Source organism: Streptomyces sp. NPDC006174, assembly GCF_040614075.1.
Classification (GTDB): Bacteria; Actinomycetota; Actinomycetes; order Streptomycetales; family Streptomycetaceae; genus Streptomyces.
The window spans coordinates 123,705-147,109 of the sequence record NZ_JBEXTJ010000010.1 but is presented as its reverse complement, the minus strand read 5'-3'; the positions used below and the strand labels follow the sequence as shown (position 1 = coordinate 147,109).

General features: G+C 71.0%; 23 protein-coding genes and 1 tRNA gene. 10 read left to right on the top strand and 14 right to left on the bottom strand.

Going from position 1 to position 23,405, the window contains the following annotated elements:
* Positions 1-89 precede the first annotated feature (89 nt).
* From ABZ267_RS23295 to ABZ267_RS23285, 3 genes are all read right to left on the bottom strand, one after another.
* The gene (locus ABZ267_RS23295; RefSeq protein WP_356756483.1) at positions 90-890 is read right to left on the bottom strand and encodes a chaplin; all 801 of its coding nucleotides are present in this window, start codon (positions 888-890) and stop codon (positions 90-92) included.
* A gap of 139 nt (positions 891-1,029) precedes the next feature.
* Positions 1,030-1,263, bottom strand: a complete 234-nt coding sequence (locus ABZ267_RS23290) for a chaplin (protein ID WP_356756481.1) — start codon at positions 1,261-1,263, stop codon at positions 1,030-1,032.
* Positions 1,264-1,472: 209 nt separating this feature from the next.
* Positions 1,473-2,807 (bottom strand): M20/M25/M40 family metallo-hydrolase, encoded by a 1,335-nt coding sequence (locus ABZ267_RS23285; RefSeq protein WP_356756479.1) that lies wholly within the window; start codon positions 2,805-2,807, stop codon positions 1,473-1,475.
* Between the two features lie 185 nt (positions 2,808-2,992).
* Here ABZ267_RS23285 and ABZ267_RS23280 point away from each other — a divergent pair.
* Positions 2,993-3,080: transfer RNA gene (locus ABZ267_RS23280), tRNA-Leu, on the top strand.
* 63 nt (positions 3,081-3,143) lie between these two features.
* Positions 3,144-4,082, top strand: a complete 939-nt coding sequence (locus tag ABZ267_RS23275; RefSeq protein ID WP_356756477.1) for an RluA family pseudouridine synthase — start codon at positions 3,144-3,146, stop codon at positions 4,080-4,082.
* A gap of 12 nt (positions 4,083-4,094) precedes the next feature.
* Here ABZ267_RS23275 and ABZ267_RS23270 read toward each other — a convergent pair whose 3' ends face one another.
* From ABZ267_RS23270 to ABZ267_RS23260, 3 genes are all read right to left on the bottom strand, one after another.
* A complete protein-coding gene (locus ABZ267_RS23270) occupies positions 4,095-4,724 on the bottom strand; it encodes an MBL fold metallo-hydrolase (protein WP_356756475.1) in 630 nt (209 codons plus the stop codon).
* Positions 4,724-5,809, bottom strand: a complete 1,086-nt coding sequence (locus tag ABZ267_RS23265) for an S-(hydroxymethyl)mycothiol dehydrogenase (protein WP_356756473.1) — start codon at positions 5,807-5,809, stop codon at positions 4,724-4,726. Before ABZ267_RS23265 ends, ABZ267_RS23270 begins: the two co-directional genes overlap by 1 nt.
* A gap of 69 nt (positions 5,810-5,878) precedes the next feature.
* On the bottom strand, positions 5,879-6,580 hold the full coding sequence (locus ABZ267_RS23260) for a FadR/GntR family transcriptional regulator (protein WP_356756471.1): 702 nt from the start codon (positions 6,578-6,580) through the stop codon (positions 5,879-5,881).
* Between the two features lie 131 nt (positions 6,581-6,711).
* On the opposite strand from ABZ267_RS23260, the gene ABZ267_RS23255 reads away from it, so the two are divergent.
* Together ABZ267_RS23255 and ABZ267_RS23250 are read left to right on the top strand one after the other, a co-directional pair.
* Positions 6,712-7,221 carry a gluconokinase gene (locus tag ABZ267_RS23255; protein WP_356756469.1) on the top strand — a complete coding sequence of 170 codons (510 nt, stop codon included), beginning with the start codon at positions 6,712-6,714 and terminating at the stop codon, positions 7,219-7,221.
* 11 nt (positions 7,222-7,232) lie between these two features.
* Complete coding sequence (locus tag ABZ267_RS23250; RefSeq protein WP_356756467.1) at positions 7,233-8,630, top strand: gluconate:H+ symporter; 1,398 nt, start codon at positions 7,233-7,235, stop codon at positions 8,628-8,630.
* Positions 8,631-8,708: 78 nt separating this feature from the next.
* On the opposite strand, the gene ABZ267_RS23245 is transcribed toward ABZ267_RS23250, so the two are convergent.
* Both ABZ267_RS23245 and ABZ267_RS23240 read right to left on the bottom strand, forming a co-directional pair.
* Positions 8,709-10,289: an APC family permease gene (locus ABZ267_RS23245; protein ID WP_356756465.1), complete on the bottom strand. Its 1,581-nt coding sequence runs from the start codon at positions 10,287-10,289 to the stop codon at positions 8,709-8,711.
* Positions 10,290-10,358: 69 nt separating this feature from the next.
* Complete coding sequence (locus ABZ267_RS23240; RefSeq protein WP_356756463.1) at positions 10,359-11,330, bottom strand: hypothetical protein; 972 nt, start codon at positions 11,328-11,330, stop codon at positions 10,359-10,361.
* A gap of 204 nt (positions 11,331-11,534) precedes the next feature.
* Between ABZ267_RS23240 and ABZ267_RS23235 the strand changes: the two genes are divergently transcribed.
* Positions 11,535-11,975, top strand: a complete 441-nt coding sequence (locus ABZ267_RS23235) for an ASCH domain-containing protein (RefSeq protein ID WP_356756461.1) — start codon at positions 11,535-11,537, stop codon at positions 11,973-11,975.
* Positions 11,976-12,096: 121 nt separating this feature from the next.
* On the opposite strand, the gene ABZ267_RS23230 is transcribed toward ABZ267_RS23235, so the two are convergent.
* A complete protein-coding gene (locus ABZ267_RS23230) occupies positions 12,097-13,749 on the bottom strand; it encodes an FAD-binding dehydrogenase (RefSeq protein WP_356756459.1) in 1,653 nt (550 codons plus the stop codon).
* Between the two features lie 120 nt (positions 13,750-13,869).
* On the opposite strand from ABZ267_RS23230, the gene ABZ267_RS23225 reads away from it, so the two are divergent.
* Genes ABZ267_RS23225 through ABZ267_RS23215 form a run of 3 tightly spaced genes read left to right on the top strand, consistent with a single transcriptional unit; the run spans position 13,870 to position 15,104 of the window.
* Positions 13,870-14,379, top strand: coding sequence for an NUDIX domain-containing protein (locus tag ABZ267_RS23225; protein WP_356756457.1), 510 nt, complete (start codon positions 13,870-13,872; stop codon positions 14,377-14,379).
* A gap of 18 nt (positions 14,380-14,397) precedes the next feature.
* The gene (locus ABZ267_RS23220; RefSeq protein WP_356756456.1) at positions 14,398-14,793 is read left to right on the top strand and encodes a DUF202 domain-containing protein; all 396 of its coding nucleotides are present in this window, start codon (positions 14,398-14,400) and stop codon (positions 14,791-14,793) included.
* Complete coding sequence (locus tag ABZ267_RS23215; RefSeq protein ID WP_356756454.1) at positions 14,790-15,104, top strand: DUF202 domain-containing protein; 315 nt, start codon at positions 14,790-14,792, stop codon at positions 15,102-15,104. The genes ABZ267_RS23220 and ABZ267_RS23215 overlap by 4 nt, the downstream gene beginning before the upstream one ends.
* Before the next feature lie 17 nt (positions 15,105-15,121).
* Here ABZ267_RS23215 and ABZ267_RS23210 read toward each other — a convergent pair whose 3' ends face one another.
* The gene (locus ABZ267_RS23210) at positions 15,122-16,057 is read right to left on the bottom strand and encodes an NADP-dependent oxidoreductase (protein WP_356756452.1); all 936 of its coding nucleotides are present in this window, start codon (positions 16,055-16,057) and stop codon (positions 15,122-15,124) included.
* A gap of 211 nt (positions 16,058-16,268) precedes the next feature.
* On the opposite strand from ABZ267_RS23210, the gene ABZ267_RS23205 reads away from it, so the two are divergent.
* Entirely contained in the window at positions 16,269-17,291 is a 1,023-nt protein-coding gene (locus ABZ267_RS23205; RefSeq protein ID WP_356756450.1) for a phosphotransferase family protein, read from the top strand.
* A gap of 7 nt (positions 17,292-17,298) precedes the next feature.
* Positions 17,299-18,513: an acyl-CoA dehydrogenase family protein gene (locus tag ABZ267_RS23200; RefSeq protein ID WP_356756448.1), complete on the top strand. Its 1,215-nt coding sequence runs from the start codon at positions 17,299-17,301 to the stop codon at positions 18,511-18,513.
* Positions 18,514-18,568: 55 nt separating this feature from the next.
* On the opposite strand, the gene ABZ267_RS23195 is transcribed toward ABZ267_RS23200, so the two are convergent.
* From ABZ267_RS23195 to ABZ267_RS23180, 4 genes are all read right to left on the bottom strand, one after another.
* The gene (locus ABZ267_RS23195; RefSeq protein ID WP_356754740.1) at positions 18,569-19,900 is read right to left on the bottom strand and encodes a M28 family metallopeptidase; all 1,332 of its coding nucleotides are present in this window, start codon (positions 19,898-19,900) and stop codon (positions 18,569-18,571) included.
* A 258-nt stretch (positions 19,901-20,158) separates the two neighbouring features.
* Positions 20,159-20,752 (bottom strand): TetR/AcrR family transcriptional regulator, encoded by a 594-nt coding sequence (locus ABZ267_RS23190; RefSeq protein ID WP_356754738.1) that lies wholly within the window; start codon positions 20,750-20,752, stop codon positions 20,159-20,161.
* A 49-nt stretch (positions 20,753-20,801) separates the two neighbouring features.
* Positions 20,802-22,487, bottom strand: a complete 1,686-nt coding sequence (locus ABZ267_RS23185) for an AMP-binding protein (protein ID WP_356754736.1) — start codon at positions 22,485-22,487, stop codon at positions 20,802-20,804.
* Complete coding sequence (locus ABZ267_RS23180; protein WP_356754734.1) at positions 22,484-23,260, bottom strand: SDR family oxidoreductase; 777 nt, start codon at positions 23,258-23,260, stop codon at positions 22,484-22,486. The genes ABZ267_RS23185 and ABZ267_RS23180 overlap by 4 nt, the downstream gene beginning before the upstream one ends.
* Positions 23,261-23,405: the final 145 nt, after the last annotated feature.

Below are 23,405 nucleotides of genomic sequence, written 5' to 3'. Positions count from 1 at the left end.
GTTGAGCGCCATCCGAACGACAGGGAACGGGCCCCGCGCGACCGCGGGGCCCGTCCATGGTGCGTCCTGCTGAGCTGTGCGCGCCTGGATCAGGCGGCGCTGCGGGAGCGGCGGTAGAGCACCGATCCCATGCCGGCCAGCAGCAGTCCGGCGCTCGCCGGGATGAGCATCTCCATGCCGCCCGCGCCGGTCTGTGCGAGCTGCTCCTCCGGCTCCAGCTGGGGCTCGGGGACGTTCGGCTCGGGCGGCTGGTCGGCCGGGGGCTCGACCGGCGGGTCGACCGGCTTCTCCGGCGTGACCGGGGGCTTCTCCGGCTCCTCCGGCGGCGGGGGCGGCGGCTCGGCGTCGTTGGAGCAGCTGTTGCCGAAGGTCGGGTTCAGCAGCCCGATGACGGAGACGCTGTTGCCGCAGACGTTCACAGGAACGCTGATCGGCGCCTGGATCGCGTTGCCGGAGAGGATGCCGGGCGAGCCCTGCGCGACCCCCTCCGCGCTCGCGCCACCGGCCCGGTGGCGGCCTGCGCCGGGCTCGCCGTGCCGGTCCGACGCGGTGGTGCTGCCCGCCTGCGCCGCGTTGCCCGCCTGGGCTCCGTCGGCGGAGCCGCCGCCGATACGGTTCTGCGCTCCGGAGTCCTGGCGCGACTGCGCCGACCCGTTCTCGCAGTCGTTGCCGAAGGTCGGGTTGATCAGACCGCCGACCGTGACCGAGTTTCCGCAGACGTTGACCGGGATGTCGATCGGGACCGAGACCGAGTTGCCGGACAGCACGCCTGGCGATCCGGTGGCCGTGGAGGCCGCTCCGGCGTCGGCGTGGGCATAGCCGCCGCTGAGCGCGAGGACCCCGCCCGCCGCCGCCATGGTGATCAGGCCTTTACGAGTGACCTGTCGCATAGGTTCGTTTCCTGCCTTCTGCCTTCCGAAAAACCCCCGGACATGACCGTGCGGGAGCCGAATGCCGAACGGTCCCGGAGTGCATGGCACGCACTCCGGGACCGATCGAGCTCAAGCCCTTACGGGCTGACGCCCAACGTCACGCGTTGACGCAGGTGTTGCCGAAGGCGGGGTTCAGCAGCCCGATCACGGAGACCGTGTTGCCGCACAGGTTGATCGGCACGTGGATCGGGACCTGGACGACGTTGCCGGAGAGCACGCCGGGGCTGCCGATGGCCGCACCCTGGGCGCCCGCGTCGGCGGAAGCCATTCCCGCACCCGCGAGAACGAGGCCACCGGTGGCAGCCGCAACTGCGACGACCTTCTTGATCATGATTCCTCCTAGTTGGAAAGTGCGGTCCCAGCCGCGGACCGCAAACCTTGTAACGAGGAGAACGGGGCGGGGCTACGCGTGAACGGCGCGTTTCACCCTTTCGGTCACGTACGCACAGGCGGTCGAATCAGGCCCGGCCCCGGTCGGCGGTTCGTACGGGCCCGGGTCACCGTCCGTCCGCGTCCGGTCGGCGGTTCGTACGAGTCCGGTCAGCTGTGGTCGATGAACCGGTCGAGCACCCGCACGCCGAACTGCAGACCGTCGACCGGAACGCGCTCGTCGACGCCGTGGAACATCCCGGCGAAGTCCAGCTCCGGCGGCAGCTTCAGCGGCGCGAAGCCGAAGCCCCGGATGCCCAGGTCGTCGAAGGACTTCGCGTCGGTGCCGGCCGAGAGCATGTACGGCACGGCCCGGGCGATCGGGTCCTCGGCGACCAGCGCGGTCTGCATGGCGTCGACCAGCGCGCCGTCGAACGTGGTCTCCAGCGCCTTGTCCGCGTGCACGTCCTCGCGCCGCACGTTGGGGCCGAGGATCCGGTCCAGGTCGGCGAGGAACTCCTCCTCGTACCCCGGCAGGTACCGGCCGTCGACATGGGCGGTGGCCTGGCCCGGGATGACGTTGACCTTGTAGCCGGCGCCGAGCTGGGTGGGGTTGGCGGTGTTCTGGAGGGAGGCGCCGATCAGCTTGGCGATGCCGCCGAGCTTGGCGAGCGTCTCGTCCATGTTCTCCGGGTCCAGCTCGGTGCCGAGCGCGTCCGAGAGCTCGTCCAGGAAGTGCCGCAGCGTCTTGGTGACCCGCACCGGGAACTTGTGCCGCCCGAGCCGTCCGACCGCCTCGGACAGCTCCGTGATGGCGTTGTCCTTGTGGATCATCGAGCCGTGTCCGGCGGTGCCGTCCACGGTGAGCTTCATCCAGTGCATGCCCTTCTGGGCCGTCTCCACCAGATACAGCCGCAGGTTCTCGTTGACGGTGAAGGAGAAGCCGCCGACCTCGCTGATCGCCTCGGTGACACCCTCGAAGAGGCCCGGGTGGTTGTCTACGAGGTAGCGGGCCCCGTACGTACCGCCCGCCTCCTCGTCCGCGAGGAAGGCCAGCACGATGTCGCGCGGGGGCTTGCGGCCGGTACGCATCCGTTCGCGTACGACCGCGAGGGTCATCGCGTCCATGTCCTTCATGTCGACGGCGCCCCGGCCCCAGACGCAGCCGTCCGCGATCTCGCCGGAGAACGGGTCGTGCGTCCAGTCCGCCGCGTTGGCCGGGACGACGTCGGTGTGGCCGTGGATGAGCAGGGCGGGCCGTGAGGGGTCCTCGCCCTCGATCCGGGCGACGGTGGAGGCGCGGCCCTTGTGCGACTCGAAGATCTGCGGCTCCAGACCCACCTCTGCCAGCTTCTCCGCCACGTACTCGGCGGCCGGCCGCTCACCGGGGCCGGAGTGGTCGCCGTAGTTGCTGGTGTCGATCCGGATCAGGTCGCGACAGAGGTCCACGACCTCCTTCTCGGCGTTGCCGCCGCCGACGGCCTTGCCCGTGCTGCTCTCGCTCACGCTGCTTCCTTCCGCTGTCGCTCTGGTGCTCCCTTCCCATCCTCCCGCGCCCACGGCCCACACCCAAGGCCGTACACCCCCCGTCACGCACCGTTCACAGCCATCGGGGCGTGATCGAGCACCCTCGAATGTTTGCTATGGTTTTCCACGTCGGAACGGGCAGGAGCCCGCGAGACAGACACCTTGTCCGGGTGGCGGAATGGCAGACGCGCTAGCTTGAGGTGCTAGTGCCCTTTATCGGGCGTGGGGGTTCAAGTCCCCCCTCGGACACCAGCAGGAGCCCCACTTCGGTGGGGCTCTTTTGCGTCACCGGGTCGGAGCGGAAGAGGGGCGAGGATGAGAGGCCGCAGGAAGGCGTCCGCCGGGCCTCTCCCGCAGCGGGACGGGATCGATGCCGTACGGGTGAGGCTGCCGGAGGATCCGGAGGGGCTCTGGACGAGTGTCGGTGCGTATCTGGCCGGGCGGTTCGGCGGGGCGATCGGGGTCGCGCGGGTGGTGGCGATGCTCGACGAAGAGCGGTTCGTGGGGGCCGACGGGACCGCCGTACGGAGTGACGAGCCGTATACCGCCGGGCGGAGCCTCTGGTTCCACCGGGACTTCGCGGCCGAGGAGCCGGTGCCGTTCCCGGTCGGGGTCGTGTACCGGGACGCGCATCTCGTGGTGGCGGACAAGCCGCACTTCCTCGCCACCACGCCCCGGGGCCGGCACATCACCGAGACCGCGGTGGCCCGGCTGCGGCGGGAGCTGGGGCTGCCCACGCTCCAGCCCGCGCACCGGCTGGACCGGCTGACGGCGGGGCTGGTGCTCTTCGTGGTGCGGCCGGAGGAGCGGGGCGCGTACCAGACGCTGTTCCGGGACCGGCTGGTGCACAAGGAGTACGAGGCGGTGGCCCCGTACGACCCATCGGTGGCCCTGCCCCGGACCGTACGCAGCCGGATCGTCAAGGAGCGCGGAGTGCTCGCCGCCCGGGAGGAGCCGGGTGAGGCGAACAGTGAGAGCCGGGTGGAGTTGGTGGAGCGACGGGGTGGACTGGGCCTGTACCGGCTGGTGCCCGCTACCGGGCGTACGCATCAGCTGCGGGTGCATATGAACGCGCTGGGCGTGCCGATCGTCCATGATCCGCTGTATCCGCTGGTGGAGCCGGAGGAGGCCGTGGAGGACTGGAACCGGCCCTTGCAGTTGCTGGCGCGGCGGCTGGAGTTCACCGACCCGGTCAGCGGGGAGCCGCGCCGCTTCGAGAGCGGACTGCGGCTCTCCGCCTGGCCGGAGAGGTGACGTACGCGGTCCTCAGTGGCCGCGCTTGATCCAGTCGTCGAGCTGCGGCGCCTCGGCGCCGATGGTGGTGGGGTCGCCGTGGCCGGTGCGGACCGTGGTGTCGCCCGGAAGCGTGAGCAGCCGGTCCCGGATCGAGTCGATGATCGTCGGGAAGTCCGAGAAGGACCGGCCGGTGGCGCCGGGGCCGCCTTGGAAGAGCGTGTCGCCGGTGAAGACCGTGGCCAGCTCGGGAGCGTAGAGGCAGACGCCGCCGGGCGCGTGGCCCGGAGTGTGGAGGACCGTGAGCGTGGTGCCCGCGACGGTGAGTTCCTGGCCGTCCGCCAACGGACCGTCGGGGGTCCGTTCCGGGTGGGTCTGGAGCCAGAGCGGGAGGTCGTGCGGGTGGAGGAGGATCGGGGCGCCGGTGGCCTCGGCGAGGGCCGGGGCGGCGTCGATGTGGTCGTTGTGCGCGTGGGTGCAGACGATGGCGCGCAGCGTACGGCCGCCGAGCGCGGCCTCGATGGCGGCGGCGTCGTGGGCGGCGTCGATGACGATCGCCTCGGTGTCGTCGCCGACGATCCAGACGTTGTTGTCGACGTCCCACTCGCCGCCGTCGAGGGCGAAGGTGCCGGAGGTGACCAGGTGGTCGATGCGGACGGCCATCAGAAGACCACCACCGAGCGGAGGACGTCGCCGTCGTGCATGCGGGCGAAGGCCTGCTCGATGTCGCCCAGGCCGATCGTCTCGGTGACGAAGGCGGCGAGGTCGAGCCGGCCCTGCTGGTGGAGGTCGACGAGCATCGGGAAGTCGCGGGAGGGCAGGCAGTCGCCGTACCAGGAGGACTTGAGCGAGCCGCCGCGGCCGAAGACGTCCAGGAGCGGCAGTTCGAGCTTCATGTCCGGAGTGGGGACGCCGACGAGGACGACCGTGCCGGCCAGGTCGCGGGCGTAGAAGGCCTGTTCGTACGTCTCCGGGCGGCCGACGGCCTCGATGACGACGTCGGCGCCGTTGCCGTCGGTGAGCGCGCGGATGGCCTCGACCGGGTCGTCGGAGCGGGAGTTGACGGTGTGGGTGGCGCCCATCTTCTTCGCCGTCTCCAGCTTGCGGTCGTCGATGTCGACCGCGATGATCTTCGCCGCTCCGGCCAGCCGGGATCCGGCGATGGCCGCGTCGCCGACGCCGCCGCAGCCGATGACGGCGACCGAGTCGCCGCGGCCGACCTGGCCGGTGTTGATGGCGGCGCCGATGCCCGCCATGACGCCGCAGCCGAGGAGTCCGGCGACCTCGGGGGCCACTCCGGGGTCGACCTTGGTGCACTGGCCGGAGGCGACGAGAGTCTTCTCGGCGAAGGCGCCGATGCCGAGGGCGGGCGACAGCTCGGTGCCGTCGAGCAGCGTCATCTTCTGCTCGGCGTTGTGAGTGTCGAAGCAGTACCAGGGGCGGCCGCGCAGACAGGCGCGGCACTGGCCGCACACCGCACGCCAGTTGAGGATGACGAAGTCACCAGGAGCGACGTCGGTGACGCCTTCGCCGACCGACTCCACGACGCCCGCCGCCTCGTGGCCGAGGAGGAAGGGGAACTCGTCGTTGATCCCGCCCTGCTTGTAGTGCAGGTCGGTGTGGCAGACGCCGCACGCCTGGATCTTGACGACGGCCTCTCCGGGACCGGGGTCGGGGATGACGATCGTCTCGACCCGCACCGGCTCGTTCTTCCCCGGTGCGATGACACCTTGCACCTGTTGTGGCATACCGTGCTCTCCCTGCTCCCGCGCTTCGCGAAGATCGAACGCGGACCACCGTACGCCTTGGGAGACCCGCTACGGTGCGAGCACGTCCAACTCGTGCAGGGCGCCCACCGCGATCTCCTTCGTGATCCGCTCGGCCGCTTCCGGGTCGCCTTCGCGGACCGCTTCGGCGAGGCGTACGTGGAGGGTGACGGCGGCCGGGTCGGGGTCCTCGAACATCACCTGGTGGTGGGTGCGGCCCGCCAGGACCTCGGCGACCACGTCTCCGAGGCGGGCGAACATCTCGTTGCCGGAGGCGTTGAGGACGATCCGGTGGAAGGCGATGTCGTGTCCGAGGTAGCCCTCCAGCTGCTGGCCGCGTGAGGTGGCGACCATGCCGAGGGCGCGTTCGGTGAGCTCGGCGCACTGCTCGGCGGTGGCGTGGCGGGCGGCGAGGCCCGCCGCGACCGGTTCGATGGCGGAGCGCAGGACGGTGAGCGAGCGCAGCTGGCGCGGGCGGTCGGAGCCGGCCAGGCGCCAGCGGATGACCTGCGGGTCGTAGACGTTCCAGGTCTCGGTCGGGCGGACGGTCACGCCGACCCGGCGGCGGGACTCGACCAGGTGCATGGACTCCAGGACCCGGACCACTTCGCGGATCACCGTACGGGAGACGTCGAAGCGCTGGGCCAGCTCGTCGGTGCGTAGGACGCTGCCGGGCGGGCACTGGCCGGAGGAGATCTCCAGACCCAGGGTGTCCAGCACATGTGTATGCAGCCCCTGGCTCTGTGTGGTCATGGGTCAAGCCTAAGGGGCGGCCCCTAGGAACAAAAAGTACGACGTATGTGTCACAGACTCTTGAATAAGTCGTACCTAATAGGTTTCAGTAGCGCGACGGACCGATGTCGAAGAAGACAGCGAGGCACCCCATGAGCACCCCCTACGTCGTCGTGGTGATGGGCGTAGCAGGAACCGGCAAGACCACGATCGGTCCCCTGCTCGCCGCCGAGCTCGGCGTTCCGTACGCCGAGGGCGACGACTTCCATCCGCCGGCCAACGTCGAGAAGATGTCGGCCGGCACTCCGCTGGACGACGACGACCGATGGCCCTGGCTCGATGCCATCGGTCAGTGGGCGCGCGGCCGGGCCGGGCTCGGCGGTGTGGTCTCCAGCTCGGCGCTCAAGCGGTCCTACCGCGACCGGCTGCGGGCCGGGGCGCCTGACGCGCTGTTTCTGCATCTGACCGGCGACCGGGCGCTGATCGAGGAGCGGATGGCGGAGCGCAAGGGCCACTTCATGCCCACCGCGCTGCTCGACTCCCAGTTCGCGACGTTGCAGCCGCTCCAGGCCGATGAGGCCGGAGTGGAAGTCGACGTGTCCGGCAGCCCTACGGAAATCACCCAGCGAGCCGTCGCCGCACTGCGCCGGCTCGACAGTTAAGGACCATCACCGTGACCAGTCTCAGCGTCGAGATGCTGGCAGCGGACGCCGCCGAACCGATCACCTCGGCAGGCAACGCGCAGTTGGGCATCGCCGTCCTGGCGGGCATCGCCGTCATCGTTCTCCTGATCACCAAGCTCAAGATGCACGCGTTCCTGGCGCTGACCATCGGTTCGCTGGCGCTCGGCTCCTTCGCGGGAGCGGCACCGGCCGACACGATCGCCAGCTTCACCGCGGGCCTCGGCTCCACCGTCGCGAGCGTGGGCGTGCTCATCGCGCTCGGCGCCATCCTGGGCAAGCTGCTCGCCGACTCGGGCGGAGCGGACCAGATCGTCGACACCATCCTGGCCAAGGCGAGCCGTGGAGCGATGCCGTGGGCGATGGTCCTCATCGCCTCAATCATCGGTCTGCCGCTCTTCTTCGAGGTCGGGATCGTGCTGATGATCCCGGTGGTGCTGCTCGTCGCCAAGCGCGGCAACTTCTCCCTGATGCGGATCGGCATCCCGGCACTGGCCGGACTCTCCGTGATGCACGGCCTCATCCCGCCGCACCCCGGCCCGCTGGTCGCGATCGACGCGCTGGACGCCAACCTCGGTGTGACGCTGGCGCTCGGTGTGCTGGTCGCCATCCCGACGGTGATCATCGCCGGTCCGGTCTTCGCCCGGTACGCCGCGCGCTGGGTGGACATCGAGCCGCCGGAGAAGATGATCCCGCAGCGCCCGTCCGAGGACCTGGACCGCCGCCCGAGCTTCGCCGCCACCCTGGTGACGATCCTGCTGCCGGTCGTACTGATGCTGCTCAAGGCGCTCGTCGAGATCGTCGTGGACGACCCGGAGAACCACGTCCAGCGGGTGACGGACGTGATCGGTTCGCCGCTGATCGCGCTGCTCGCCGCCGTCCTGCTCGGCATGTTCACCCTCGGCCGGGCCGCCGGGTTCACCAAGGGCAAGCTCGCCGGAACCGTGGAGAAGTCGCTCGCCCCGATCGCCGGGATCCTGCTGATCGTCGGCGCCGGCGGTGGCTTCAAGCAGACGCTGATCGACGCCGGGGTCGGCCAGATGATCCTGGACTTCTCCGAGAACTGGTCGATCCCCGCCCTGCTGCTCGGCTGGCTCATCGCCGTCGCGATCCGCCTCGCCACCGGCTCGGCCACGGTCGCCACGATCTCCGCCGCCGGTCTGGTGGCCCCGCTCGCGGCCGACATGTCGACCTCGCACGCGGCTCTGCTGGTCCTGGCGGTCGGCGCCGGTTCGCTCTTCTTCAGCCATGTGAACGACGCCGGGTTCTGGCTGGTGAAGGAGTACTTCGGGATGGACGTCGGCCAGACCGTGAAGACCTGGTCGGTGATGGAGACGATCATCTCGGTGGTCGCGATGGCCTTCATCATGCTGCTGTCGCTGTTGTTGTAGCGGCTTCCGTACGGCATAGAAGAGCGCCCGCCCCGGTGCCGTACCGGGGCGGGCGCTCTTCTGTGCCGTACAAAGTGGTCAGCGGCGGGTGGTCTCGCTCTCGGCCGCCTTCTCCAGCTGGAACGCCTCGTTGCCGAGGCCGATGCGGGCGTGCACCGCGGGCTTGACCTTGCGCAGGACCGCTCCGTAGACCAGGCCGCCGACCAGCGCGAGGAAGATCACGCCGGGCAGCAGCCAGTTGAGGACCGAGCCGTCGCCGGAGCCGACCAGGACGTCGAAGTCGCGGACGGTGAAGACGGCGATCGACAGCAGCGCGATCCCGGCGAGTCCGGAGGCGACCAGGCGCGGGGCCTGGGCCCGGCCCGCGCCGCGCTTGACGAAGAACGCGATGACGGCGAAGGAGGCGGCGGCCATCAGCAGGATCACGCCGAGCGCGCCGACGTTACCCATCCAGGTGAACAGGCGCAGGACCGGGACGGTCGGGTCGCCGATGTGGTTGCCGTCGCTGAAGGCGAAGGCCAGCACGATCACCACGGAGATGACGGACTGGAGCAGCGAGCCGATGCCCGGTGCGCCGCTCGCGCGGTTGGTGCGGCCGAAGCGGGCGGGCAGCAGGCCTTCGCGGCCCATCGCGAACGCGTAGCGGGCGACCACGTTGTGGAAGCTGAGGAGCGCGGCGAACATCCCGGTGACGAAGAGGACGTGCAGCACGTCGGTGAAGGTCGAGCCGAGCCGCTCCTCGGTGAGGCCGAACAGCATGCCCGGCCCCTCCTTCAGCGAGGTGTCGGCGATGAAGCCGGGTCCGGCGGCGACGGTCAGCGCCCAGGAGCTGATGGCCAGGAACAGCGCCGCGTAGCCCACCGCCAGGAACATCACCCGGGACACCACGATCTGCGGGCGGCTGGTCTCCTCGGCGTAGACCGGGGCCTGTTCGAAGCCGACGAACGCGGCGATGCAGAAGCAGAGCGCGGTGGAGAGCCCGGCGCCGGTGAGGGTCTCCGGGTTGAACGCCGCGAACGAGAGGCCCTCGGGGCCCGGCTCGGAGACGGCGGCGATGTCGAAGATCACGACGAGCAGGCACTCGATGACCAGCAGGACGCCGAGCACTTTGGCGTTGAGGTCGATCTTCAGCCAGCCGAGGATGCCGACCACGACCACCGAGATCAGTGCGGGGATCCACCACTGCACGTCGATGCCGGCGTACGTGGAGAGGATCACGGACACCTCGAAGCCGAGGATCCCGTAGATGCCGACCTGCATCGCGCTGTACGCCACCAGCGCCACGAGCGAGGCGCCGGCACCGGCCGTCGGGCCGAGGCCACGGGCGATGTACGCGTAGAAGGCGCCGGCGTTGTGGACGTGCCGGCTCATCTCCGCGTAGCCGACGCTGAACAGCATCAGGACGGCGCCGAGGATGACGTAGAGAAGAGGCTGGCCGACGATGCCCATCACGCCGAAGACCGTGGGCATCACGCCGGCGACCACCATCAGAGGCGCACTGGCGGCGAGCACGGAGAGGAGCAGGCCCGGGGTGCCGAGGCGGTCGGCGCGCAGGGCGCGCTCCTCACCCTTGTAGGTGTTGATCCCGCCGGTATCGCCGGTCTGCCTGGTGGTGCCGGTCTGCCGGGTCCTGCCTGGAGATGAACTGCCCGTCGACATGGCGGGGGTGGTCCCTTCTTCGGTCTTCGGTTCTCGGTGTTCCGTCTTCGGTTCTCGGTGAGGCGCTGGTCAGGGCGTGCCGAGTGCGTGGTCGCGGGCGGCGGTGAACGCGGCGTACGGGTCGCGGCCGGCGTACGACCACGGGGCGGCCGTGGCGTGCGGGCCGATGCGGTGGAAGAGGGCGGCGGCCTCGGCGGTCCGGCCCTCGCAGACCTTGGCGTGGGCCAGGAAGTTGAGGTCGACGCGGTGGCGCGGGTGGTCCTCGTGCTCCCACTCCAGCCACCAGTCGAAGGCGGCCTTCATCACCTGCCGGGCCCGCCGCCCGGACCAGTGCCCGGACGCGACCGGGTCGTCCGGCTCGCTGCCCGCCGCCACCAGTACGCGGTAGCGCTCGGCGTGGGCGATGACCGGGAGGACGGCGAGCGGCGAGTCGGCCGGGGCCTGTTCGGCGGCCCAGGCGGCGAAGTCGTACACCTCGTGCAGCGGGTCCTGGCCGCTGTCGGGGCGGCTCTCGGCCAGTTGCGCGGTCATCACGTGGTGGGCGTGGTGGTGCTCGGGGTGGCGGGAGCGGACCTCCTCGAAGAGCCGGCCGGTCTCGTCGCCGCCGTCCTCGCGGCCCCGGTCCAGGAGGAGCAGGGCCAGCCACGGCGTGGGGTCGTCGGGGGTGAGCCGGGCGGCGGCGAGGCAGGCCTGCCGGGCGCGGGCGGCATCGTCGGGCCTGGCCTTGGGACGCAGGGCCCGTACGACACGGGCGCAGCCGAGGAGCGTGGTGGCGTCGGCGCTCTCGGGTTCGGCGAGCAGCCAGTCGCCGGCCCAGTCCGCGGCGGAGGGGATCTCTGCGAGGCCCAGGAGGCGGTGTCCCCGGCGGTCCCAGTCCTTGCCGGTCGCCACCAGCAGGGCACGGGCCTCGCTCCAGCGGCCCTGGGTGAACTGGCTGCGCGCGTCGATGAGCTCGCGGTCGTCCAGGGCCGGGTCGAAGACGTGGTCCGAGCGACCGCCCCGGCGGCGGGAGCGGCCCAGGGGCGGCGGAGGCGGGGACATGCCGCAGACTTCTTTCGACGCGGTGTGCGAGCAGATGATCGCGCACAGCCAAGCGGTAGGGAATGCTCCGAGTCAAGAGGTGGTCTCTACCAACTCCGCTCTCCTTCCGGATAGTTGGCCGGAAGTAGTCGGGCCGGGAAAGGTGTTCGCGCAGCGTGCGGGTGGGGTGGGCGGTCGTGGAGTGACGCCTGACACACTGAGGCCATGGAACCTCGTGAACCCCTGAGCCCCTTCCTCCTCGCCTTTCCCGGTCCGCTGCGCGACCGGCTGGTGGCGGCGGTCCTCTCCGGCGAAAAGGTCTCCACCACAGGGCTGTTGGCCGAGTACGAGCTGGAGCAGGAGGAGCTTCCGCCGGTGGGTGAGCGGTCCGCGCTGATCGACTCGGACGGGCGGGAGGTGGCGGTGCTGGAGCTGACCGAGGTGCGGGTGCTGCCGCTCGGTGAGGTGGATCTGCAGCATGCGCTCGACGAGGGCGAGGGGTACGGGTCGGTGGCCGAATGGCGTGCGGGACATGAGGCGTTCTGGCACGGCGAGGAGATGCGGGAGGCGATGGGGGATCCGGCGTTCACGGTGGATGACGGGACGATGATTGTGGCTGAGCGGTTTCGGGTGGTGCGGAGGCTGGATGGCGAGGTGTCCGGGTGAGGTTCCGGGGCGCTGCCCCGCGCCCCGCTCCTCGATCGCCGGAGGGGCCTGATACGCGGGCCCGGTCCGCTGTGTGCGGGAGGGGCTTGAGGATCGGGCCCGGTCCGCTGTGCAAGGGAGCCTAAAGAGCCTTCGCCGCTGCCCGGCCCGCCGCTCGGCCCGAGAAGATGCAGCCGCCCAGGAACGTGCCTTCCAGCGAGCGGTAGCCGTGGACTCCGCCGCCGCCGAAACCGGACGCCTCGCCGGCCGCGTACAGGCCCGGGAGCGGAGTGCCGTCGGCGGTGAGGACCTGGGAGGAGAGGTCGGTCTCCAGGCCGCCGAGGGACTTGCGGGTCAGGATGTTGAGGCGTACGGCGATGAGCGGGCCCGCCGCCGGGTCCAGGATGCGGTGCGGTTTCGCCGTACGGATCAGGCGGTCGCCGAGGTAGGCGCGGGCGCCGTGGATCGCGGTGACCTGGAGGTCCTTGGTGAAGGGGTTGGCGATCTCGCGGTCGCGGGCGGTGATCTCGCGGCGCAGCTCGGCCGCGTCGATCAGGCCGTCGCCGGTCACCGCGTTCATGCCGCGGACCAGAGCGTCGAGGTCCTTCTGCACCACGAAGTCGGCGCCGTGGTCCATGAACGCCTTGACCGGTGCGGGCACGTCCGCGCGGGCCCGGCCGATCACGTCACGTACCGACTTGCCGGTCAGGTCCGGGTTCTGCTCGGAGCCGGAGAGCGCGAACTCCTTGCCGATGATCCGCTGGTTGAGCACGAACCAGGTGTAGCCGTGGCCGGACTTCATGATGTGTTCGAGGGTGCCGAGCGTGTCGAAGCCGGGGAAGAGCGGGACCGGCAGCCGCTTGCCTCGGGCGTCGAGCCAGAGCGAGGAGGGTCCGGGCAGGATGCGGATGGCGTGCTTGGACCAGATCGGGTTCCAGTTCTCGATGCCTTCGGTGTAGTGCCACATCCGGTCCCGGTTGATGTGGTGCGCGCCCGCCTCCTCGGCGATGCCCAGCATCAGGCCGTCGACATGGGCCGGGACGCCGGAGAGCAGCTTCTCGGGCGGAGTGCCGAGGCGCTCGGGCCACTGCGAGCGGACCAGGTCGTGGTTGCCGCCGATGCCTCCGGAGGTGACGATCACCGCCTGGGCCTTCAGCTCGAAGGTGCCGGTCGCCTCCCTGCTGCTGGCGGTGCCTCGCTCGGCCGCGCTCGGCTCCAGGATCTCGCCGGTGACCGTGTCCAGCGCACCGGCCGTGCGCGCGAGACCGGTGACCCGGTGGCGGAACCTCAGCTGGACGAGCCCCTTGGCGACGCCCGCGCGCACCCGGCGCTCGAAGGGCGCGACGACGCCGGGGCCGGTGCCCCAGGTGATGTGGAAGCGCGGTACGGAGTTGCCGTGGCCCATCGCGTCGTAGCCGCCGCGCTCCGCCCAGCCGACGACCGGGAAGATCCGCAGGCCCTGCTGGTGGAGCCAGGAGCGCTTCTCTCCGGCCGCGAAGTCGACGTACGCCTCGGCCCACTTCTTCGGCCAGTGGTCCTCCTCGCGGTCGAACCCGGCGGTGCCGTACCAGTCCTGGAGGGCCAGCTCGCGGCTGTCCTTGATGCGCAGCCGGCGCTGCTCGGGCGAGTCGACGAGGAAGAGGCCGCCGAAGGACCAGTGGGCCTGTCCGCCGATCGACTGCTCGGGCTCCTGGTCGAGGAGGATCACGGAACGGCCGGCGTCGACCAGTTCGGCGGTGGCCACGAGTCCGGCGAGCCCTGCCCCGATCACGATCACATCAGCGTCGTACGCCATGGGTTCCATCCTGTCGGGGAGGAGCGGGGAGGGGCTGCGGGGAGACAAGTTACCCGTGCGTCAGATCTTGGGTACCGGCCGCTGCCACGTCAACCACCCGGGTGCTGTTGGATGAAACGCATGACGCCTTCTGACGAGATCCTGGACATCGTCGACGAGAACGACGAGGTTGTCGGCCAGGCGCCGCGCGGTGAGGCGACCGCCCGGGGCCTGCGCCACCGCTGTGTCTTCATCGAGGCACGGGACGCGGAGGGCCGGGTCTTCGTCCACCGCAGGACGGCCACCAAGCTGGTCTTCCCGTCGTATCACGACATGTTCGTCGGTGGAGTGGTCGGCGCCGGCGAGTCCTACGACGAGGCGGCGCTGCGCGAGGCGGAGGAGGAGCTCGGAGTGTCCGGGCTGCCGAAGCCCGAGCCGCTGTTCCGGTTCCTCTACACCGGCGGCAAGCACACCTGGTGGTCGGCCGTCTACCAGGTGCGGTGCGAGCTTCCGGTCTCGCCGCAGGCCGAGGAGGTCGCCTGGCACACCTTCCTGGACGACGCAGAGCTGGGTATGCGGCTCGGCGACTGGCTGTGGGTGCCGGACGGTGTGGAGGCGTACCGGCGGCTGCGGGAGTTCCGGGCGCTCTGACCTCGTAAGGTGCCCTGTGTGAACAAGATCGCGCAGAGCGTACGCCTGTGGTTCGCGCCGCAGCGGATCCGGGACGAGGGGTCCACGCCGGACTACCGGTTCTCGCTGGCCAACGAGCGGACGTTCCTCGCCTGGATCCGGACCGCGCTGGCGCTGATCGGCGGCGGCTTCGCCGTGGACCAGTTCCTGCCGGAGCTGGCCTGGGGTGTGCGGGCGGGGCTCGCGCTCGGGCTGCTGGCCGCCGGTGTGCTGTGCGCGCTGCGGGCGGTCAACCACTGGGTGCGGTGCGAGCGGGCCATGCGGCGCGGCGAGGATCTGCCGGTCTCCCGGTTCCCGACGGTGCTCGGCATCGTGGTCGCCGTCGTGGCCGTGGCGATGGTGGTGGTGGTCCTCTTCGGCTGGGAGGTCCGGTGACGGCGGTACGGGACCGTGACCCGGGATTGCAGCCCGAGCGGACCCGGCTCGCGTGGCGGCGTACGACACTGTCCGCCACGGTGGTGGCGCTGCTCGCCGGGCGGCAGGCGCTGCACAGCGGTGCGACTCCGGCCGCGCTGGTGGCGGCGGCGCTGACCGCGGTGGCCTGGCTGGGGCTTCTGGCGGTGGCGCATCTGAGGGTGCGGCGCCTGGATGCGGCGCGTCCGGAGCCGCTCGTCGCGCGCGGGGCGCTGACGGCGGCGCTGTGCACGGTGGCGTTCGCGGTGTTCGCCGTGGCGATGCTGTTCTGAGTGCGCCTGGTGGTTGTTCAGCCGTCCCAGTCCACCGTGACGACGATCTTGCCGCGCGTCCGTCCCTCCTGGTTGAGGCGGTACGCCTCGGCCGCCTGCTCCAGTGGGAAGACGCGGTCCACATGGACGGTGACGATGCCCTGCTCGGCCAGCTCGGCGAGCTGTGCCAGGTCGGCGGCGTCGGGCCGGACGAAGGCGTAACGGCCGCCGTACGAGAAGACCTCGCCGTCCGCGATCGAGGCGAGCCGCCCGCCCTCGGCCAGCGTCTGGGCCGAGACCCGCAGCGCCTCGCCGCCCACCGTGTCGAAGGCGGCGTCGAAGCCGTCGGGGACCAGCTCACGCAGCCGGTCGGCGAGGCCGTCGCCGTACTCGACGGGTTCGGCGCCGAGGCTCCGCAGGTGCTCGTGGTTGCGCTCGCTCGCGGTGCCGACGACCCGGCAGCCCTCATGGCGGGCGATCTGCACCGCGAGCGAGCCGACCCCGCCGGCCGCCGCATGGACGAGGACGGTGTCGCCGTCGCGGATCTTGAGCGTGCGGTGCAGCACCTGGTACGCGGTGAGCCCGGCCAGCGGCAGCCCGGCGGCCTCCTCGAAGCTGAGGCTGAGCGGCTTGCGGGCGAGGGTGCGGACGGGTGCGGCGACGTACTCGGCGAACGTGCCGCGCGAGAGGAAGTCCTCCCGGACGTATCCGATCACCTCGTCCCCGACCGCGAACTCGTCGACGGCGATGCCCGGTTCCACGACGACCCCGGACACGTCCCAGCCGGGAATCACCGGGAAGACGGCTTCGAGGCCGCCTTGGAGGTAGCCCTCGCGGGCCTTCCAGTCGACCGGATTGACGGCGGCGGCCCGCACCTTCACCAGGACCGAGTCCGGGCCGACCTTGGGATCGGGCCGCTCGCCGTACTTCAGGACGTCCGCCGAGCCGTACGCGTGATAGCTGATCGCCTTCATCCCTCGACCTTCCGCGCAGGTCGGCGCGGACGCAACTCAGAGGGTACGCGTGCATGAACCGCGTTCAGCGATGCGTGCCCCATCAGGGGCGGAACGGGCTTCCGGAGCCCGATTACGGGAGTTCACTGGACGACATACCGACTGGTCGGCATCATGGTCAGCGATCGTGGTCACGGTCGCCGCTCGTTCCATCGCCCCGGAGGTAGGCCCCATGAGTCCCGTCCCCCCACCAGGTCTCGACCCCGAGCTGCTGCGCGGACACCTCGACCGCGAGCGCCCCGGGCTGGTGCGCGGGCCTCTTGAGGCGCGGCTGATCGAGGGCGGCCGCTCGAACCTGACGTACACGGTCACCGACGGGACCGGCCGCTGGGTGGTGCGCAGGCCGCCGCTGGGCCATGTGCTGGCCACCGCGCACGACATGAAGCGCGAGCACCGCGTGATCAGCGCACTGCACCCGACCGCCGTCCCGGTGCCGGAGCCGGTGCTGTTCTGCGAGGACGAGGCGGTGCTCGGTGCGCCGTTCTACGTCATGGAGCACGTCGAGGGCGTCCCGTACCGGACCGCCGAGCAGCTCGCGCCGCTGGGCCCCGAGCGCACCCGGGCCGCCGTCCTCTCGCTCGTCGACACGCTGGTCGACCTGCACGCGGTGGATCCGGAAGCGGTCGGGCTCGGGGACTTCGGGCGGCCGGAAGGGTTCCTGGACCGGCAGCTGCGGCGCTGGGGCAAGCAGCTGGACGGCTCGCGCAACCGCGAGCTGGCCGGCATCGACGAGCTGCACGCCGCTCTCGGCCGCGAGCTGCCCGCCTCGCCCGCGCCCACCGTCGTCCACGGCGACTACCGCCTGGACAACGTGCTGCTCGGCCCGGACGAGCGCATCAACGCCGTCCTGGACTGGGAGATGTCCACGCTGGGCGACCCGCTGACCGACCTCGGGCTCCTCGTCATGTACAGCTCCGAGCTGGACCTGCCGCACTCCCCGGTCTCCACCACCAGCGGCGCCGCCGGCCACCCCTCCCCCGCCGAGCTGATCGAGCGGTACGCCGCCGGTTCGGGCCGGGACACCTCCGCCATCTCCTGGTACACCGCGTTCGCCTGGTTCAAGCTCGCCGTGATCCTGGAGGGCATCCACTACCGCTACACCCTCGGCCAGACCGTCGGCGCCGGCTTCGACCGGATCGGCGATCTGGTCCCGGTCTTCATCGAGCACGGCCTCACCACCCTCCAGGAAGGCTGACCCACCCATGGACTTCGCATTCGACGCCCGGACCGAGGAGCTGCGGTCCCGGCTGCTCGCCTTCATGGACGAGCACGTGTATCCGGCCGAGCCGGTCGCCGAGGAGCAGCGGGCCCAGCTCGCCTCGCCGTGGGACACGCCCGCGATCGTCGGGGAGCTGAAGGCCGAGGCGCGGCGGCAAGGGTTGTGGAACCTCTTCCTGCCGGACGCGGAGTACGGGGCCGGGCTGACGAACCTCCAGTACGCGCCGCTCGCCGAGATCACCGGCCGCTCCCCGCACCTCGCGCCGACCGCGCTGAACTGCGCGGCGCCGGACACCGGCAACATGGAGGTGCTCTTCCAGTTCGCCACCGACGAGCAGAAGAAGCAGTGGCTGGAGCCGCTGCTGGCCGGAGAGATCCGCTCGGCGTTCGCGATGACCGAGCCGGAGGTGGCGTCCTCGGACGCGACGAACATCGAGACGCGGATCGTGCGGGACGGCGGTGATTACGTCATCAACGGCCGCAAGTGGTACATCTCCGGTGCCATGAACCCGGAGTGCGCGGTCTTCATCGTGATGGGCAAGACCGATCCGGACGGCGCCGACCTCCGCCGCCAGCAGTCGATGATCCTGGTGCCGCGTGACACGCCGGGCGTCGAGGTGCGGCGCGCGATGCGGGTGTACGGGTACGAGGACCACTCGCACGGCGGCCACGCCGAGGTGGTCTTCCACGACGTACGGGTGCCGGCGGCGAACCTGATCGGCGAGGAGGGCGGCGGTTTCGGCATCGCGCAGGCGCGGCTGGGTCCGGGACGGATCCACCACTGCATGCGGTTGATCGGGATGGCGGAGCGGGCCATCGAGCTGATGTGCCGCCGGGCGGTGACACGTACGGCGTTCGGCAAGCCGCTCGCCTCGCAGGGCGTCGTGCAGAACTGGATCGCGGACGCCCGGGTGACGGTGGAGCAGCTGCGGCTGCTGGTGCTGAAGACGGCCTGGCTGATGGACACGGTGGGCAACAAGGGCGCGCACACGGAGATCCAGGCCATCAAGATCGCCACTCCGCGCGCGGTGGTGGACATCCTGGACGCGGCGGTGCAGCTGCACGGCGCGGGCGGAGTGAGCCAGGACTTCCCGCTGGCGGAGCTGTGGGCCTCGGCGCGGACGCTGAAGCTGGCGGACGGGCCGGACGAGGTGCATCAGCGGTCGCTGGCGCGGCGGGAGATCAAGCGGTACGTGTGAGAAACCGGGTGCGGCCCGCTCCTGGGGAGCGGGCCGCACCGGGGTCACGTCACGGTCAGAAGGTGAGCTTCCAGCTGTCGATGTAGCCGGTGTCCTGGCGGGCGACGTCCTGCACCCGGAGCTTCCAGACGCCGTTGGCCACCTCGGCGGAGGCGTTGACGGTGTACGTCGTGATGACGTTGTCCGCCGAGTCGCCGCTGCTGGAGTTCTTCAGCCGGAAAGCTGTGTTGTCCGGTGCCAGCAGGTCGATGACGAGGTCGCCGCGGAAGGTGTGCTTGATGTCCACGCCGACCTGGAGCGCGGCCGGCGCGTTGCCGGTCCGGCCGGAGACGGTGACCGAGGAGGTCACGGCCGCACCGGCGTCCGGGACGGCGACATCGGCGTCGTTGGAGAAGACGGTGCCGGTGGGCGGCTCGCCCGTGGAGCCCGCGGAGAGGGTCCAGATCGCGTGGGCGGCGGCGTCGCTGTTGCGGTCCAGGGCGGTGTCGTTGATGTTCGCCGTGGTGTCGCAGGAGCTGTGGTAGCAGCGGTCGAAGGCCTGGCCCTGCGTTCCGCCCCACTTCTGCACCTGAGCCGCGGTCTTGGTGCGGCTGGCGCCGGTGAAGAGGCCGCCGACGGGAACGCCCGCCGACTTGAACGGGGCGTGGTCGGAGCGGCCGTCGCCCTCGGTCTCGATCTCGGTGGGCACGCCGAGGCCCGCGAAGTAGTCCTTGAAGGTCTTCTCGATGACCGGGTCGTCGTCGTAGACGAAGTAGCCGGCGTTCGGCGAGCCGATCATGTCGAAGTTGAGGTAGCCGGAGATCTTCGAACGCTCTGCGGACGGCAGGTTGTTGACGTAGTACTTGGAGCCGATCAGGCCCAGCTCCTCCGCTCCCCACCAGGCGAACCGCAGGTGCTTGTCGGGCTTGTAGCCGGCGCGCGAGACGGCGAGTGCGGTCTCCAGGACGGCGGCCGAGCCGGAGGCGTTGTCGTTGATGCCGGCGCCGGAGGAGACGGAGTCCAGGTGGGCTCCGGCGAAGACGACCTTGTTCGGGTCGCCGCCGGGCCAGTCGGCTATGAGGTTGTAGCCGGTGGCGCCGCTGGAGGTGAACTGCTGGATCGTGGTGGTGTATCCGGCCGCGTCGAGCTTGGCCTTCACGTAGTCGACGGACGCCTTGTAGCCGGGGCGGCCGTGGGCGCGGTTGCCGCCGTTGTTCGCGGCGATCGTCGAGAACTGCGTGAGGTGGGCCTTGACGTTGGCCAGCGGGATGTCGGGCGCCGCCGCGACGGCGGCGGTCGTGGCCGGCAGGGCCTGCGCGGTGGGCGCGGCGGTGCCGAGGAGGGCTGCGAGGGCGACGGCGGCGACGGCCGCCGGGGATCTGCGCAGGGTGAGGCGGTTCGGTCTCATGGTGGGGCTCCGGATTCCGTTCGGGGACTGACGGAACGTGCGGGGGGTACCCGGCCGCGTGGAACGTACGGCCGGGTCCTGGAGCTGGTGGTGCGCACCGCAGGGCCGGTGGCCGGTGCGATGCGTGACCGATGGTCAATGAGGTGACAGTGTTCCGTCAAGAGCGGAAAACGGACATGTCAGTTCTATTAACGAACACCGAACCGTGTTTGAAAGCGCGCAACCGTCCCTGAACAGCGCCGCGCAGGCGGTGGCGTGTTACGGGCGCAGAGCGCGCAGCAGCAGGTCCGCGAGGTGGTCGGCGACCTGTTCGCGGCTGAGCGGGCCGTCGGGGCGGTACCAGGTGGACAGGTGGTGGACCGAGCCGAAGTGGTAGTCGACCACCAGATCGGCCGGGGTGGCCGTGGAGAACACGCCGCTGCGCTGGCCCTCCTCGACCAGCGCCCGGAACCGCTCGTGGTAGCGGCGGCGCTCCACCCGTACCTGCTTGTTCTTCTCCGGGCTCAGGTGGTGCATGGAGCGGAAGAAGATCGCGGCGTCGTCCAGGTTGTCGATGGTCGTGACGACCACGTCGGCGGCCGCGTCGCGCAGCCGCCGCTCGACCGGTGCGTCGGCGTCCGCGAAGGCGTCGAGCCGCTCCTGCTGGAGCCGCAGCACCCGGGCGTACACCTCCTGGAGGAGGTCCTCCTTGGAGCCGAAGTAGTGGTAGAGCGCGCCCTTGGTGACGCCCGCCGCCTCGACGATCTCCTGCACCGAGGTGCGGTCGTACCCGCGTTCGGCGAAGAGCCGGGTGGCGGTGGCCAGCAGCCTCTGAGGGACGGGAGTGCCGTTCTGCTCCGTCGCCTTGGCCATGAGCCGCCACCTGCCTTTCATACCGTGCGTTCGCTGTTTCGACGAGGTTCTAACGGGAGGAACGCAGTTCCCGCCTGAGGATCTTCCCACTCGCCGTCTTCGGCAGCTCGGCCAGGATCTCCACCTCGCGCGGATACTTGTACGCGGCGAGCCTTTCCTTGCAGTACGTCCCCAGCTCGCCCGGTTCGACGGATGTGCCCGGACGCAGGCTGACATAGGCCCGTACGGTCTCGCCGCGGTACGGGTCGGGCACGCCCACGACCGCCGCCTCGCGCACCGCCGGGTGGGTGTACAAGACGTCCTCGACCTCGCGCGGCCAGACCTTGAAGCCGGAGGCGTTGATCATGTCCTTCTTGCGGTCGACGACGTAGAGCCAGCCCGCCGCGTCCATGAAGCCGATGTCACCGGTGCGCAGCTCGCCGTCCGGGAAGGCGGCCTCGGTGGCCTCGGGCAGGTTCCAGTAGCCGGAGACGACCTGCGGCCCGCGCACCGCGATCTCGCCCTGCTCCCCGAAAGGCACCTCCTGCCCGGTCTCGTCGAGGATCCGTACGACGGTGTCGGGGCCGGGCACGCCGACGGAGAGGGTGCCGGAGACCGGGTCCACCGGAGCCTCGCGCTCGGGCGGGACCGAGGCGCAGGGAGCGGTGCACTCGGTGAGGCCGTAGCCGTTGCGGATGTACGGGCCGAAGCCGGCGCGGAACTTCTCCACCAGCACGGGCGGCAGCGGGGCGCCGCCGGAGGAGATCACCTGGAAGGAGGCGAAGTGGTCCGGTGTGGCGTCCGGGTGGGCGGCCAGGGCCATGAAGGCGGTGGAGGGGCCGACCGTGTACGCGGGCCGGTGGGCGGCGAAGGCGTCGAGGACGACGCCCGCCTCGAAGCGGTAGGCCAGGACCAGCGTGCCCGCGTTGGCGATGCAGGCGGCGAGCTGGCAGACCATGCCGGTGATGTGGAAGAGCGGCGCGAGCGCGAAGTAGGCGGCCCCTTCGGCGACGGGGTGGCCGGTGCGCTGGCGTTCGGCGTTGACCATGATGTTGGCGTGGGAGTTCATGGCGCCCTTGGGAGTGCCGCTGGTCCCGGAGGTGTAGCTGATCAGCGCCACGTCCTCGGGGCCGAGCTCCCGGCCGTCCGGAGGCGGGTGGCCGGCGCGGGCGGCGGTGAGGAGGTCGTCGGCGAGGTCGTCCGGGCCGGGTGCCGGGAGCCGCTCGAAGCCGAGGACGCGGGGGTCGTTCTCGCTCTGGAGGTCCAGCTCGCAGGCGGTCAGCGCGATGGTGAGGTCCGGGGCCTCCTCGGCGGTCTGCCGCAGGTACGCCGCCCAGGCCCGGTCCGAGCAGACGAGCGCGGTGACCCCGGCATCCTTCAGTACGTGGCCGACCTCGCCGGACTTGTACATCGGATTGAGCGGTACGACGGTGGCTCCGGCCTTCCACGCGCCGAGGAGCGCGAGGACGAAGTGCGGGCTGTTCTGGAGCATGATCGCGACCCGGTCGCCGCGCCGCAGGCCCCGGGCGGCGAGGTGTCCGGCGACCGAGTCGGAGAGCGCGTCGACCTCGCGGTAGGTCAGGCGGCCGTCGAAGTAGGCGAGGGCCGGATGGCCTTCCGGGGCCCGCGCGACGGCGGCCCGGAAGGCGTGGACAGCGGTCGGAAGCGGGGCTGTCCGGGCGCGCTGGGCGTCGCTGAGCAGAGCGAGCCACGGCTTGGCCGCGTACCGGGAGCCGCCGGAAGCTGTGTCGGTCATGCGCCGCTCACCTCCTCCCACTTCTGCTGGAGGCGGTTCATGTTGCCCATCCAGCGGTCGGGATCGGCGGCGCGCGCCTGGTAGTACCCGGCGACCTCCGGGTGCGGCAGGACCAGGAAGCGGTCGGCCGCCATAGCGTCGAACAGCGCGTCGGCGACGGCGTCCGGCTCGATGGCTCCTGGAGCCAGGACCAGCTCGCCGGCCGAACCGGCGGCGGTGAGCATGTCCGTCCGTACGCCCTGCGGGCAGATGGCGTGCACCTTGATGCCGCGGTGGCGGTAGGTGAGCGAGAGCCACTCGGCGAAGGCGACCGCTCCGTGCTTGGTGACGCTGTACGGGGCCGCGCCGATCATCGTCAGCAGTCCGGCGGCGGACGCGGTGGCGACGAACCGGCCGCTGCCGCGCTCCAGCCAGTCCGGCAGGAGGGCCTTGGCCGCCCGGACATGGGCCATCACGTTGACGTCCCAGGCGGCGGCCCAGACCTCCTCGTCGGCGAACGCGTCACCGGGCGAGGCGAGTCCGGCGTTGGCGCAGTAGATGTCCACCGTGCCGTCCAGCGCGTCCCGGGCCGCCTCCACGATGCCGGAGGCGTCTCCGGCGACGGCGGTCCCGCCGATCTCCTTCGCGAGCGGCTCGATGCGCGCGAGGTCGAGGTCGTTGACGACCACCCGCGCGCCCTGCTCGGCGAACCTGCGGGCGAGAGCGGCGCCGATGCCGCCTCCGGCCCCGGTGACCACTACGCCGGCGCCTCGCGCCGTATCCGCCGTGCTCATCGTCGTACCGCCTTCCGTCCGTCTGCGTCCGGTCCTGCCGCACCGGCAGACTAACCGGTCGGTATGTGATCGGGGAAGGGCCGGGAAGCGCCCCGGGGCAGGTCGGCGGGGGCGGGGGTCCGGCTCGGGGAATCGGCGCGGCCGG